This window comes from Prevotella sp. E15-22 (assembly GCF_023204875.1).
Classification (GTDB): Bacteria; Bacteroidota; Bacteroidia; order Bacteroidales; family Bacteroidaceae; genus Prevotella.
The window spans coordinates 1394009-1409641 of sequence record NZ_CP096247.1; the positions used below are offsets into that span (position 1 = coordinate 1394009).

Here is a 15633-nt window from a genome sequence, read left to right on the forward strand (position 1 = left end):
AAAAAAAGTTAAAGTGTATATATAAACTTCTGTCAGTGCACATCAAACTCCTAACTTTTTCGTAATTTTGTAGCCGTGAAACGCAAGTCGGTCATATTTTTACTTCTTTTCGTCTTCCTTTTTGTGATGGCGGGTGTCCCGTCAATACCTTTTTATGAAAACAGGTATGGGGTGACGACAGATGATTCTGCATCCACGAATGATGCCGTATCATCTCATGATATATCTAAAGCATCGTCTATTATAGATTCTCTTCGTAATGATACTGTTGAGTTAGATTCACTCCATTTGGCTATTCTTCGTCATAACAAGGCTGTAGACGATTCTTTGACTCAAGATAGTCTAAATAAAACGAAGAAGAATGGCATTGATTCTCCTGTTGAGTTCTCGGCAAATGATTCTCTTGTTTTTATTGCCTCTACGGGTATGGCAAATCTTTATGGTGACTCTCATGTAAAATACCAAAATATGGACCTGAAGAGTGAGAAAATCTATATGTGTATGGACTCTTCCTTGGTGCATGCTACAGGTGCTCGTGATACTGCGGGCGTAATATTTGGAACACCAGTATTTCATATGGGTAACGATACATATGAGAGTGATACGATGGCTTTTAATTTCAAAACTAAGAAAGGCCTTATCCAGCAGGTATATACAGAGCAAGAAGATGGTTTTTTGACTAGCGAGATATCTAAACGTGATGCTGATGGTGTCCTCTACTTGCAGCATGGTCGATACACGACTTGTGATGACCCGCATCCAGATTTTTATATAGCTCTCTCTCGAGCAAAAGTACGCCCAGGCAAAGATGTTGTCTTTGGCCCCGCATATTTAGTTGTTTGTGACGTACCACTTCCTTTGGCTATACCTTATGGTTTTTTTCCCTTTACAAAGAGTTACTCTAGTGGTTTTATCATGCCAACCTATGGCGATGAGACTTCGCGAGGTTTCTATCTGCGTGATGGTGGCTACTATTTTGCATTGTCTGATAAAATGGATTTAAAACTGTTGGGGGAAATTTATACAAAGGGTTCGTGGGCTGTTAGTGCTGCTTCTAATTATCGTAAGCGTTATCGCTTTAGCGGATCGTTCTATGCTAGTTATCAGAATTCTGTTGAGGGTGAGAAAAATCTGCCTGATTATAGTAAGACAACAAGTTTTAAGATACAGTGGAGTCATCGGCAGGATCCAAAGGCAAATCCCTATAGAAATTTGTCTGCATCGGTTAACTTTGCTACTAGTAGTTATGAGCGAAACAACTTGACGTCGATGTATAATCCGCAGACTTTAACCCAGAGTACCCGTACATCATCGGTGAACTTCTCAACAAAGTTTTCAAGCATTGGCATGAATATTAATGCTACAATGAACTTGAACCAAAATATGCGCGACTCGAGCATTGCTATGACGATGCCTGATCTTAATATAGCGATTGCCCGTTTCTATCCATTCAAAAGAAAGAAAATGGTTGGCAAGGAAAGATGGTATGAAAAGATTTCATTGTCGTATACGGGACGTATTAGCAATAGTATCTCCACAAAAGAAGATAAGTTGATGCATTCCGATTTGGTAAAAGACTGGCGTAATGGAATGCAGCATAGCATCCCTGTTAGTGCTAACTTTACCCTTTTTAATTATATCAATCTTAATGCTTCGTTCAATTTTACTGATCGCACGTATTTCAGTAAGACTATGCAGTCATGGGATGGAGCAAAGGTTGTAAACGACACTATCTATGGCCTCTATAATATATATAATTGGTCTATGTCGATGAGTGCCTCTACTAAACTTTATGGCTTCCTAAAACCATCTTCTAAGTTCTTGGGCGGAAAGATTAATGCGATACGTCATGTGCTAACACCGCAGCTTTCTTTTACTTATGCCCCAGATTTTAGTACCTCACGTTATGGCTATTATGATACTTACCAGAAAACTAATGCCGATGGAACTGTTTCGTTGGTGGAATACTCACCTTATGCTAATCAACTCTATGGTGTGCCTGGTAAGGGGAAAACTGGAAGTATCCACATGGATATATCAAATAACCTTGAAATGAAGACTCTCGACAAGAATGATTCTATTCATAAAGTGTCCCTCATTGATGAATTAGGACTTTCAATGGGATATAATATGGCAGCAAAGATTCGTCCTTGGAGTGACTTAAATACCCGTTTACGCTTAAAACTTTCTAAGAATTATACACTGAATATTAATGCTGTCTTTGCCAGCTATGTTTATGAGGCTGACTCTGTAGGTGCTACACCACGTATCAGTGAGAATACTACTTATTGGGAGAAAGGTAAAATAGGACGTTTTCAAGGTATGTCTCAAAACCTTTCTTATACACTTTCTAGTGATAAGGTTTCCAATTTCTTTAAGTGGATTAGGGGAGAACGTACTAATAAGAATGATGAAAACCAGTCTGCCAAGAAAAAGGAAGAGGATGATGTTGATATTGAGTCGAATCTAGATAAAGACTTAGAAGAAGGTAAACATGGTGCCAAGAAGAAAGATGCCGGTAAGGCAGAGACCGACGAAGATGGTTATATGAATTTCTCGCTGCCGTGGTCATTGAGTTTTGGATATGGTGTTACCATGCGTGAAGATACTGATGTTAAGAGATTCAATTACAACACCATGAGGTATCCGTATAAGTTTACTCAGAATCTGAACATGAGTGGTAATATTCGCTTGTCTGATGGTTGGAATATCTCATTTTCGTCGGGATATGATTTCGAAAACAAGAAAATATCAATGACGATGGCTTCACTATCTCGTGACCTCCATTGTTTTAATATGTCGTGTTCTGTAGTGCTTGCTCCTTATACCAGTTATAATTTCTCGTTCCGTTGTAATGCCTCAACACTGACCGATGCATTGAAATATGATAAACGTTCTTCGTATTCTAATGCTGTTCAATGGTATTGATGTATCAATAATTGCATTTGAATATTACTTTGTTTCTATTGGAATATTCTGAAATATATTTGGTGTTTTCCTTGCTTCTTTGTACCTTTGCATTCGATTTAAATTTAAACATATATTGTAAATATGGAAATTAAGATTACTTTTCCGGACGGATCTGTTCGCTCGTATGAGCAGGGCGTAACCGGACTCCAGATTGCCGAGAGTATTTCGCCAGCTCTGGCTCGCAGTGTATTGGCTTGCGGTGTGAATGGCGAAACGGTGGAGTTAAACCGTCCTATCAATGAGGACGCACAGATTGAACTCTATAAGTGGGACGACGAGCAGGGTAAGCATACTTTCTGGCATACCTCTGCCCACCTACTAGCTGAAGCACTTCAGGAATTGTATCCTGGTATTCAGTTCGGTTTTGGTCCTGCTGTAGAGAGTGGTTTCTTCTATGATGTGCTGCTGCCTAATGGTGAAAGCATCAAGGAGAGCGATTTTTCTACCATCGAGAACAAGATGCGTGAATTGGCCTCTAAGAAAGAGCCTGTGGTTCGCAAGGAGGTGGCTAAAGCTGATGCTTTGAAGGAGTTTGCGGCTAATGGTCAGACCTACAAATGCGAACATATTGAACAGGACCTTGAGGATGGCACCATCACCACCTATACACAAGGTGCTTTCACAGACCTTTGTCGTGGTCCCCACTTGATGGATACAGGTGAGATTAAGGCTATTAAGTTGACCTCGGTTGCTGGCGCTTTCTGGCGTGGCGATGCCAACCGTGAGCAGATGCAGCGCCTCTATGGTATTTCATTCCCCAAGAAGAAGATGCTCGACGAGTATCTTGTAATGCTTGAGGAAGCCAAGAAGCGTGACCATCGAAAGATTGGTAAGGAGATGGAACTATTCATGTTCTCTGACAAGGTCGGTAAGGGCCTGCCTATTTGGTTGCCAAAGGGAACAGATATGCGTCTGCGCTTGCAGGACCACTTGCGTAAGGTTCAGAAACGTTATGGATATCAAGAAGTTATCACTCCGCATATTGGTTCAAAGAATCTCTATGTTACTTCTGGTCACTGGGATCACTATGGTAAGGATTCTTTCCAGCCTATCCAGACTCCGGAGGAGGGTGAAGAATACCTGTTGAAACCAATGAACTGTCCTCACCACTGTGAAATCTTCGCATGGAAGCCCCGTTCGTACAAGGATTTACCCCTACGTATTGCAGAGTTTGGTACCGTATATCGTTACGAGCAGAGTGGTGAGCTTCATGGTTTGACTCGTGTGCGTTCGTTCACTCAGGACGATGCCCACCTGTTCTGCCGTCCAGACCAAGTGAAGCAGGAATTCCTCAACGTGATGGATATCATCAATGTGGTGTTATCTGCCTTCGGTTTCAACTTCGAGGCACAGATTTCTCTGCGCGACCCCAATAACCATGAGAAGTATGTGGGTAGCGATGAAGATTGGGCATTGGCGGAGAAGGCCATCCAAGAGGCATGTGAAGAGAAGGGACTGCCCGCTAAAGTAGAATATGGCGAGGCCGCTTTCTATGGTCCGAAACTCGACTTTATGATTAAGGATGCCATAGGTCGTCGTTGGCAGTTGGGTACTATTCAGGTGGACTACAACCTACCTAAGCGCTTCCAGCTAGAGTATACTGACGAAGATAATCAGAAGAAGACGCCTGTGATGATTCACCGTGCTCCTTTCGGTTCTATGGAGCGTTTCACTGCTGTGCTGATTGAGCACACCAGTGGTCACTTCCCCTTGTGGCTTACTCCTGACCAGGTTGTTGTTTTGCCTCTGTCAGAGAAGTACAACGACTATGCAAAGAAGGTGCTCGAGCAGTTCAATCTGCAGGGTGTTCGTGGTTCTATCGATCTTCGTAACGAGAAGTTGGGTCGTAAGATTCGCGATAACGAGTTGAAGCGTATTCCTTACATGGTCATTGTTGGTGAGAAGGAAGCTGCCGAGGGACTTGTCTCAATGCGCCAGCAGGGTGGTGGCGAACAGGCTACCATGACTATTCAGGAGTTCATCGACAAGATTAATGCTGAAGTTGCCGAGCAGACAAAGAACTTCTAATGGGAATTTTCTACTAATGATTTAAAGTTTCAGGATTTCTAGTCGAAACCAGTCGCGCAACACACCCTTGTACTGATTCTGTGAGTCAGCGATTAGGAGTAGCAAGTTGGGTGATACCTGACAGAGTCCTTCGAAATTTGCAAACTTATGACTGGTGATGGAGAGCCGTGTGCGGAACTCCGTCACCAGTTTCTTTTTTAGAAAGTGTTCTTCATCACTGGGCATTACTTCATAGATGCGCGTTACCGTTTTAGCGCCCACTTTTAGCTTTGGTACCCAGATTTGGCGTTCCATCACTAGAAGGCGGCCATCACCTAGGGCACAAAGTGCTGAAATTCCATAGATTTGTTTGCGGTTGGTGGGCACGTCGGGCTCATAGTAATACGTATGTTTCAGTTTTAGATTATCATCGAATGCCAATAGTCGGATGGTATTCTCGCCTGGAAGGGGTTGCTCGGTCATGGTATAGAACAGATTTTGACAGGTGTCATAAGTCAGTGCTTCTAGTCCTGCATTCTGCTTTGCCTTCTTAATGTTAGCAGGGATGGCTAGTTTTTGGCCCGTACGTTGTCCGTCAAGATCGTATTCATAGACTTCATTGTCAGCTTCGCCACAGATATAGAGAGTTTTGGAAGAGGGTCTATAACAGATATCTTCCATATCGCGGTTAGGTAGTCCGCAGGAGCGATAGCCCAGGTCGCATACTGCCGTGATGCGTTGTCGTATACTGTCGATGGTGATATGCACTAATCGAAAGCCGTCTGTTTGTGCCTTGTCGTCGACCATGGCATATCGGCCGTCGCCCAAGGCGCAGATACCGCTGTAGTTACCCTTGGCCAGGTCTTTGTGAAACTGCTGCTGACGTTGAGCTGAAATGAATAGCGGCACTACGAAGAGTGCCGCTATGATAAGAATTCTGTTCATATCATCTTTTTATTTCAGAGGCTTGATGGCGAAAGTGAAGTCATATTCTTTGAACTTCACGCGGTATTCGTCGCGTGGCCATGCACCCCATGAGTTGACACAACCTAGTCCCAGCTGATGCTGCTGGATGTGAACCGAGGTCATACCCGAGGGAATTAGGTCGCCGCTGTGGCGTCCCCAAGCCTTGTCTTTACTGGGACCGTCGTCCAATTGGCCAATGGTGTAGGGCAGGGCAGAGGCTTCCATCGGTGCGTTACTGTAGAACTGCAGTCCCTTGCCGTTCTGGTCGATGACTGAGAACCAGCGCACGTCTACGTGGTTGCCACTCTCCTGTGGGCGGATATACTCGAAGTACTCGTCCTGTACCTTATTCTTATATATACCAAGGAACTCAGAGTCCTTGCGGTCGCTGTAGGTTTCGACGGGGCCGCGTCCGTAGTACTCCACCTGATCATACTGCTTTGGCATTTGGATGCCCATGCCAAAGCGGAACATCTCGCTCATCTGAGCATCCTTGGCAGGCTCCAACTGTTCGCGAACGATTACCTCTCCCTCGGGAGTGAGGGTGTATGTCATTGTTAACGTTGCGAAGGCAGGTCGACGCTCACCGCGGTTTCTCTGTCCGCCGCGGTTCTCGGACTCGCGGAGCTCGATGGTTGCAATAACGGTATTGTCGCTTACGGTGAAGGACTTAACGCCCATGTTGGGGTTCTTCCAGGTTGCGAAACGATTCTGTAGGCCAGCGCCGTAGTCGTTGTCGGTGGGGGCGCGCCAGAACTCAGGTACAATGCTCTCACGGAACTGCAGCATCTCCTTGCCGTTAACGGTCAGATAATCTATCATGCCGTTCCAGCGGCCGATGTAGAGGTCGGTGCCGGCAGCTGATAACTTCACGTAGGTATTAGTCTCTTCCTTCTGGATTTGAGCTGTCTCCTGTTTTATCTCGGGATACTTATACTCGTTAATACAGAATTGCTGCTTGGCCATCACCTGACCCTTGTCTATAAGGGGAGCGCCATTCTTCGACTTGAAGTAGAAGGCGACGAAGATCTCGTTGTCGGTGTGGTGACCAAGTACGCGCTCGATTACCTGCTTCATTTCTTCCGAAGTAATTACCTTGCGCTGCTGAGGCTGGATGCCGTTGATGTCGATGGTGCCGCCGTGGCCGAAGGTCATACCCTCTGGACGGTTGGCGTTGTCGTGGTGATGACCAGCGGCTCCGCCTACAAACCACTCGAGTTGCAGGTCGTCAAGTGTCTTGAAGAAATTCTCATTGTAAATCTCAAACTTGCCCTGCTTTATGTCGATATCCTTGACCCATACGTTTTGATAGTAGTAACCTACCTCGTGGGCATGTGGATTCAGCCTGCGGTCTGGCGCGATGATACCATTGCAATTAAAGTTATAGTCAGAGGCGGGATACTTGCCATAGTCGCCACCATAAGTGAAAATCTCACGACCCGTGATAGGGCTCTTGTCGCGCATGCCCTGGTCCACGAAGTCCCAGATATAGCCACCCTGATACTTGGGATACTTGCGCACCAAATCCCAGTACTCCTTGAATCCACCCATCGAGTTGCCCATGGCGTGGGCATATTCACACTGGATGAGAGGGCGTGGATTGTTGCCTTTAGAGTAGGCCTCGCAACCTTCATAGCCGTAGTACATAGGACAGAAGATATCAGTCTTACCATTCTGTCCGGCCTGCTCAAATTGGCAGGGACGGGTCTTGTCTGTGGCTTTCACCCAATCATAGGCCTTTTCAAAGTTGGGGCCATAGCCAGCCTCGTTGCCCAGACTCCATACGATGATTGATGGGTGGTTCTTAAACGAATGTACGTTGCCATATTGACGCTCCAAGTGGGCCTTCTCGAAGTCCTGACGCTTAGCCAGTGTGCCATCGCCATAGCCCATGCCGTGGCTTTCGAGATTTGATTCAGCTGTCAGGTAAATGCCATACTCGTCGCAGAGGTCATACCAACGCGGATCATCGGGATAGTGACAGGTACGTACTGCGTTGATGTTAAGCTGTTTCATGATACGGATATCCTGAATCATGCGGTCCAGGGATACGATATAGCCTCCATCGGGGTCCAACTCATGACGGTCGGCACCCTTAATGAGGATGGGCTGACCGTTGACTAGCAACTGCCCACCAGTGATTTCGATGTGACGGAATCCCACTCGTTGCTTCACAACCTCTAACACCTTGTTGCCCTGCTTTAGGGTGATGATAAGATTATAGAGGTTGGGTACTTCGGCCGACCATGGCTTTACATTGTCTAGGCTTACTTCCTGTCCGTTGTTGTCCTCGAGGCGCTGCTCAATGGTCGTGCCCTTGGGTGCCTTGGCATCTACCTTGAGCACACCCTTGCCACCCATATAGTCTTGGGTGACGAATAGGTCCTGAATGTGTACTTTGGGACGGGCGTAGAGATATACCTCGCGAGCGATACCTGTAAAGCGCCAAAAGTCCTGATCTTCCAAGTAAGAGCCGTCGCACCAGCGCATCACCTGCATGGCAATAAGGTTTTCTCCCTTTTTAAGATACTTGGTGATATTGAATTCAGCAGCTACCTTCGAATCCTCGCTGTAGCCCACGTATTTGCCGTTGACCCACACTTGCAAATTGCTGGTGGCCGAACCCACGTGGAAAAAAACTTCCTGGCCGTCCCATCCTGCAGGCAGGTTGAAAGTGCGTCGATATGACCCCGTATAGTTGTTGGTCTCGTCGATGTAGGGTGGATTGCTATTGAAAGTCGTGCCCCACGAATAACCTACGTTTTTATAGATCTTGTCGCCGTAACCTTCAATCTCGAAGAGTCCTGGCACAGGGAAGTCTACCCACTGTGAATCGTCGTACTTCAGCGTGTAGAAGCCCTTCGGAGCTAGGTTGTGGTCCTTGACGAAATTGAAGCGCCATGTACCTTCCATTGACAGGTAGCGTTTTGACTGTGTTTTATCACCCGTCATAGCCTTTTCGACATTCTCGAAAGCGAAGAAGTCGGCACGTCGTGCCTCTCGGTTCACTTGATTCACTTGTGGATTCCTCCATGCGGGTTCCACGACAGCAAATGCTGTCGCTGAACTTAGAAGAAGCGTTGAAAGTAATAGTTTCTTTAGCATAATATTATTGTTAATGGTAATTTCGTGCAAAGTTACAAAAAATGTTTTGAAATTCCGCGATTTCTAACTCTTTTATAATGAGTTCCGATAAATCTGCGAAAAACAAAACTTATTTATTCCTTATAGTGCTTATCTTTTGCTTCTCGCGCAAAGGCAAAGAGTTCCAAAGGCAAGTGACAATAGCCGTCTGGATTCTTATCAAGGTAGTCTTGATGATATTCCTCAGCTTTAAAGAAACATTTTAGTTGCTCTCGTTCAACAACTAGAGGTTCTGAGTATTTTTGTTGTTCTTCATTGAAAACCTTGTTGATTACTTCAATGTCTTGATTGTCGGTATAGTAAATGCCTGTGCGATAGCGTGTTCCCTCGTCGTGCCCCTGCTTATTTAGACTCGTCGGGTCAATGGCCTTAAAAAACATTCTAAGTAGGAATTCTAAACTGGCCACTTCTGGATTATACCTTACGTGTACCGTCTCAGCGTGTCCTGTCTTGTCAGTATAAACTTCTTTGTACGAAGGGTCCTCTGTGTGTCCATTCGCAAATCCTACTTCTGTTTCCAACACACCTTCAATCTGTTTGAAGAAATGTTCAGTGCCCCAAAAGCAACCGCCTGCCAGATAAATGTCTTTGATGTTGTTTGTTGTCATGTTAAACTTGTTAAGTCATTAATATTTTGAGTGGCAAAGTTACGAAAAAAAAATGAGAGAGAATCGTGCTTCCTTTCTTTTTTTATTTTTTCGTATGGTCATTACAATAATATGTGGTGGAAAATATGTCATTTGTTGTTTCTTAATATGCTATTTGTCGTTGATATCTATAATGCTTTCGATGATAAAGTGCCATACTTGCGATTGATACATGTAGGAATGTATACTATAACATTGTTTTGTCACGAATTAAAAATAATAAAATAAGGAGCACCCGAATCATCGGATGCTCCTTTAATATAGGATGGAGTAGGGGGATTAGTCCTCCCAGTTCTCCTGTGACTTGCGGATGTAAGTCTTGTAGCGCAGCTGGGCCATCTTCTGTGCCTCAGCGAACAGCTCCTCAGCCTCATTAGGATAAGCCTTCTTAACAGAGAGGTAACGAACCTCACCAAGCAGGAAGTCGTGGAAGTTCTCCCAGTTAGGCTCCTTAGAGTCGAGAGAGAATGGGTTCTTGCCTTCCTCAGCCAGAGCTGGGTTGTAGCGCCACAGGTGCCAGTAACCGCACTCAACAGCCTTCTTCTCCTCGGCCTGACTCTTACCCATACCGCCCTTGGCCTTCAGACCGTGGTTGATACATGGAGCGTAAGCGATGATGATTGAAGGTCCGTGCCATGCCTCAGCCTCGCGGATAGCCTTGAGAGTCTGTGCGTGGTCAGCACCCATAGCAATCTGGGCTACATATACATAACCATAGGTTGTAGCAATCATACCCAGATCCTTCTTGCGGATGCGCTTACCCTGAGCAGCGAACTGAGCGATAGCACCAAGAGGAGTAGCCTTAGAAGCCTGACCACCGGTGTTAGAGTAAACCTCAGTATCGAGTACCAAGATGTTAACGTCCTCACCAGAAGCAATCACGTGGTCGAGACCGCCGTAACCGATGTCGTAAGAGGCACCGTCACCACCGATGATCCACTGTGAACGCTTTACGAGGTAGTGATCCAGAGTCTGGAGCTCCTTGCAAGTAGGACAACCCTTAGCTGCGCTCTCAGCGATGCAAGCACGAAGCTTTGGAGCAATCTCCTTAGTTTTCTCAGCATCCTCCTTGTTCTCAATCCACTCCTTAGCAAGTGCCTTGTACTCGTCGCTAGCGTTGCCGTCGATCATCTCCTGCAGCAGCTTAGCTACGCGCTCCTTCATCTTCTTGTTACCAAGAGCCATACCCAGACCGAACTCGCAGAAGTCCTCGAACAGTGAGTTGTTGAATACAGGACCCTGACCCTTCTCGTTCTTAGTGTAAGGTGTAGAAGGAATAGAAGCAGAGTAGATTGAAGAACATCCAGTAGCGTTGGCAATCATCTGGCGATCACCGAACAGCTGAGAAATCAGCTTAACGTATGGAGTCTCACCGCAACCAGAGCAAGCGCCAGAGAACTCGAACAGAGGCTGAGCGAACTGAGAGTTCTTAACGTTTGACTTGATGTCAACCAGATGCTGCTTAGAAGGAACCTTAACAAGCTTGTCCCAATCGGCAGCCATCTTCTTGTTCTCGGTTGTATCGGGGTTGAATGGAACCATTGTGAGGGCCTTGCCAGTCTTAGGATTACCTGGGCAGATGTCAGCACAGTTGCCGCAACCCAGACAGTCGAGTACTGAAGGCTCGATAACGAAATGCATACCCTTCATAGCTGCAGGTGCCTTCATCTCGAGAGTCTCGAGACCGTCGAACTGAGCGAGCTCCTCGTCAGTAAGAACGAATGGACGGATAGCAGCGTGAGGACAGATGTAAGCACACTGGTTACACTGGATACAGTTGTCCTTGTTCCAAGCTGGAACGAAGGCCTCAACACCACGCTTCTCGTAAGCGGCTGTGCCAACCTCCCAAGAACCGTCAACGGTGTTGTGCTTAACGAAGTCAGAAACCTTCAGCAGGTCACCAGCCTGAGCGTTGATAGGACGAACCAACTCCTTAACGAATGCAGGAGCGTTGTCGGCCTTAGGCTCATCATCAGGCAGGTTAGCCCACTCAGGCTTAACTGTGAGCTGTACGTACTCACCACCACGGTCGATAGCAGCGTAGTTCTTATCAACTACGTCCTGACCCTTAGCGCCGTAAGACTTCAGTGCTGCAGCCTTCATCTTCTCAACTGCGAGCTCTACAGGGATGACGCCGGTGATACGGAAGAATGCACTCTGCAGGATAGTGTTGGTACGGTTACCCAGACCAATCTCCTGTGCAATCTTAGTTGCGTTGATAGTGTATACAGTGATGTTGTTCTGAGCGAAGAAACGCTTCACCTTGTTAGGCATGAACTTCTCCAGCTCGTCGGCGTCGAAGATGGTGTTCAGCAGGAACTGACCATTCTTCTGCAGACCACGTGTAACGTCGTACATGTGCAGGTAAGCCTGAACGTGGCAAGCTACGAAGTTAGGTGTAGTTACCAGGTAGGTAGAGCGGATAGGTGTATCACCGAAACGCAGGTGAGAGCAGGTGAAACCTCCTGACTTCTTAGAGTCGTAAGAGAAGTAAGCCTGGCAGTACTTGTCGGTGTTGTCACCAATAATCTTAACAGAGTTCTTGTTAGCACCTACGGTACCATCGGCACCCAGACCGTAGAACTTAGCTTGGAACATGCCAGCACCGCCAAGAGCAATCTCCTCAACCTCAGGCAGAGAGGTGAAGGTAACATCGTCTACGATACCAACTGTGAAGTGGTTCTTTGGCTCGGGCATAGCGAGGTTGTTGAACACGCTGATGATCTGAGCAGGTGTGGTGTCGCGGCTACCAAGACCGTAGCGGCCACCAACGATGAGAGGCTTGTTCTCTACGTCGTAGTAAGCATCCTTCACGTCGAGGTACAGAGGCTCGCCGTTTGCACCGGGCTCCTTTGTACGGTCGAGCACAGCGATACGCTTAACAGTCTTAGGAACTGAAGCGAGCAGGTGCTTAACTGAGAATGGACGATAGAGGTGAACAGAGATCATACCAACCTTCTGACCGTTAGCGTTCAGGTAGTCGATAGCCTCGCGAGCTGCATCGGTAGCAGAACCCATGAGGATGATCATGCGATCAGCATCCTCAGCTCCGTAGTATGAGAACAAATGGTACTCGCGGCCTGTAATCTTAGAGATCTCGCCGAGGTACTTCTCTACAACCTCAGGTACTGCATCGTAGTACTGGTTGCTAGCCTCACGGTGTGTGAAGAATGTCTCTGGGTTCTCAGCAGTACCACGTGTGATAGGACGCTCAGGGCTCATAGCACGATCGCGGAAACGCTTAACGAACTCCTCCTTAACCAGAGGACGGATATCCTCCTGATCCATCAGCTCAATCTTGTGGTACTCGTGAGAGGTGCGGAAACCATCGAAAAAGTTAACGAATGGTACGCAGGTCTCGAGAGTTGCCAGGTGAGGAACGGCTGTGAGGTCCATCACCTCCTGTACTGAACCAGAGCAGAACATAGCGAAACCGGTCTGACGGCATGCCATTACGTCCTGGTGGTCGCCAAAGATACACAGAGAGTGAGAAGCCAGTGTACGAGCAGATACGTCGAATACACATGGAATAAGCTCACCAGCAATCTTGTACATGTTAGGAATCATCAGGAGCAGACCCTGAGAAGCAGTGAATGTAGTGGTGAGAGCACCAGCCTGCAGTGAACCGTGAACGGCACCGGCAGCACCAGCCTCTGACTGCATTTCCTGAACACTGACGTTCTGGCCCCACAGGTTCTTACGACCACGGGCAGCCCACTCGTCAACATGCTCCGCCATTGGCGAAGACGGGGTGATGGGGTAGATTGCAGCTACCTCCGAGAACATATAGCTCACGTGAGCCGCAGCCTCGTTACCATCACAGGTGATAAACTTCTTTTCTTTAGCCATTTGTTTAGATTAATATAAAATTAATTTTTTCTAGTTTTTTCTTGAATGATCATTTCCTAAAAAAATGATGGTTTCTTTTTAAACGTGTGCAAAGTTACAAAGAATTCTGCTAATTGCAAAGCAGAGATTACAAAAATCTTTTAAAATGTCTTGTTTGGCTTTTGTCTAAATTAGTATATTAGAAATGATTATAATAAATGGAAGTCTTCAATGTGATTGATTTCTGGATTGATGCATCCTACTTGACCAACGATGGTAATGACATCAAAACGAAAAGGTGAATCTATCTTTCGGAAATTAATATAGTGATTTATAGCTAGTTGTAAATTTCGTAATTTTTGGTGGTTGACTGCAGCTTCAGGTTCGGTGAAGAGTCGATTACGACGGGTCTTGACTTCTACAAATATTATGGTACTGTCATTATGGGCTATAATATCGATATCACGATGGCTTGAATGCCAATCGCGTTCGATGATTGTATATCCTTTCTTTTGGAGGTATTCAACAGCTAATTCTTCGCCCCAACAACCCAAGAGCAGATGTTCTGGGGTGTGTTGCTGCAGGCGTTGAAGTGCGAGTTGAATCTTATTTGCTTCGAATGTTTGACCATTGTCAAGATATAGTTTCTGCATGTCTTTTGCAGATAAAAACATTGCTGTTGAAGAGTATGGACTCTTGTCTTCAGAATAAATCGCGCGAGCAGCCTCATATGCCGCCTCAATATGTCCTTGGCTTCTGAGGTTAAAAACTTCTTTTATAGTCATCATGAATTTAGTACAAGAATCCTAAGAGCCAAAGGGGAATCTGGTTGTCCTTGCCAATCTCTGTGTTGTAACGTGCATAAATAGTGTCGGTAGAATAGCGTATCTTTGTATGAACATCGGCATCGCAGATTCGGAATTTTAATTTGCCGTCTACTATATAAGATTGATCACGCCCAGATTGATTTACCTTATGGTCCTTCCACAATGAGTTCACGAAGAAAGTCTCCATGGCTGTCTGCTTTTCTACGTGGATAGGATAGATGGCATATAGAAGATTGGAATTGTGAAGCATCACCTTTGATGGCTTCTTGGGAAATTCTTCACCTACAGGATATATCATATTCAGAAGGCGGGCGTCAGTGAGGTATTTGATATAGTTCATCACTGTGGCGCGGCTGGTCTCTATGTCTTTGGCTAACTGACTGACGTTTGGAGCCTTGGGACCCTCTTCTGCCAACTGGTAGAAGAGTTTTTTTATCTTGGTGAGATATTTCAGTTCTATTTGTTTGATAAGCAGAATGTCTACCTCAGTCATCATGTTCATCGTCTTGAGTAGGTTCTCTGAGTAGTTGCGCTGCTCCTTGAAGAATGGATAGAATCCATGATGAATATAGTCCTGGAAATAGCGGTTGGGCGATACATTGGGTAGTATCTGCTTGATGATATGCTCGTGGTCGTTCAGGATCTCATCTAGAGTGTATGGGCGGAAATTGTTGCCCGTCTGCAAATTGATGAACTCGCGGAAAGAGAAGCCACGCAGGTTGTATGACTTGACAATGCCGTTCAACTCAGGGTTTTCATCTTTTAATCGCATCACGCTACTTCCTGTGAACACAATCTTTAGGCCAGGGTAGAGGTCGTAGCATTTGCGGAGTTCTGTGCTCCAGTTGGGTTGCTTAAAAACCTGATCAATGAGCAACACACGGCCACCTTTGTGATAAAACTTGTCCGCAAACTCAGCTATGCCGTGCCCCTGAAAATAGAAGTTGTTCATGTTCACATAGAGACATTGACGGTCTTCTATCGAGAAATTCTCTTTGGCGTACTGAAGAAGAAACGTGGTCTTCCCAATACCACGCGTGCCTTTGATACCAATGAGTCTGCAGTCCCAATCAATCTCATCCATAAGGGTACGACGTATAGGGGCATTAACATGTTCAACCAAATAGCGATGCGTGCGATAGAAAGCTTCCATTCCAGTGAATTATTGTTTTGCTGTTGCAAAGGTACTAATTATTTCTTTAAATTGCAAACTCTAAATAGCAAAATCTCATAATTTCATCTCT

Annotated in this window: 8 protein-coding genes; 2 read left to right on the forward strand and 6 right to left on the reverse strand. The window is 45.8% G+C overall.

The window, feature by feature from the left end; genetic code table 11:
- The first annotated feature begins 75 nt into the window (after positions 1 to 75).
- Positions 76 to 2928 carry a putative LPS assembly protein LptD gene (locus tag M1D30_RS05630; RefSeq protein WP_248507187.1) on the forward strand — a complete coding sequence of 951 codons (2853 nt, stop codon included), beginning with the start codon at positions 76 to 78 and terminating at the stop codon, positions 2926 to 2928.
- A 123-nt stretch (positions 2929 to 3051) separates the two neighbouring features.
- A complete protein-coding gene (thrS, locus tag M1D30_RS05635) occupies positions 3052 to 4998 on the forward strand; it encodes a threonine--tRNA ligase (protein ID WP_248507196.1) in 1947 nt (648 codons plus the stop codon).
- 21 nt (positions 4999 to 5019) lie between these two features.
- Here the strand turns inward: thrS and M1D30_RS05640 are convergent, their stop codons facing one another.
- From M1D30_RS05640 to M1D30_RS05665, 6 genes are all read right to left on the reverse strand, one after another.
- Positions 5020 to 5922, reverse strand: coding sequence for an esterase-like activity of phytase family protein (locus M1D30_RS05640; RefSeq protein WP_248507198.1), 903 nt, complete (start codon positions 5920 to 5922; stop codon positions 5020 to 5022).
- 9 nt (positions 5923 to 5931) lie between these two features.
- On the reverse strand, positions 5932 to 9048 hold the full coding sequence (locus M1D30_RS05645; RefSeq protein ID WP_248507200.1) for a glycoside hydrolase family 2 TIM barrel-domain containing protein: 3117 nt from the start codon (positions 9046 to 9048) through the stop codon (positions 5932 to 5934).
- A 113-nt stretch (positions 9049 to 9161) separates the two neighbouring features.
- The gene (gene msrA, locus M1D30_RS05650; protein ID WP_371874175.1) at positions 9162 to 9695 is read right to left on the reverse strand and encodes a peptide-methionine (S)-S-oxide reductase MsrA; all 534 of its coding nucleotides are present in this window, start codon (positions 9693 to 9695) and stop codon (positions 9162 to 9164) included.
- A 318-nt stretch (positions 9696 to 10013) separates the two neighbouring features.
- Complete coding sequence (nifJ, locus tag M1D30_RS05655; RefSeq protein WP_248507202.1) at positions 10014 to 13583, reverse strand: pyruvate:ferredoxin (flavodoxin) oxidoreductase; 3570 nt, start codon at positions 13581 to 13583, stop codon at positions 10014 to 10016.
- A 188-nt stretch (positions 13584 to 13771) separates the two neighbouring features.
- The gene (locus tag M1D30_RS05660) at positions 13772 to 14350 is read right to left on the reverse strand and encodes a YraN family protein (protein ID WP_248507204.1); all 579 of its coding nucleotides are present in this window, start codon (positions 14348 to 14350) and stop codon (positions 13772 to 13774) included.
- Between the two features lie 4 nt (positions 14351 to 14354).
- A complete protein-coding gene (locus M1D30_RS05665) occupies positions 14355 to 15542 on the reverse strand; it encodes an ATP-binding protein (protein ID WP_248507207.1) in 1188 nt (395 codons plus the stop codon).
- Between the last annotated feature and the right edge of the window lie 91 nt (positions 15543 to 15633).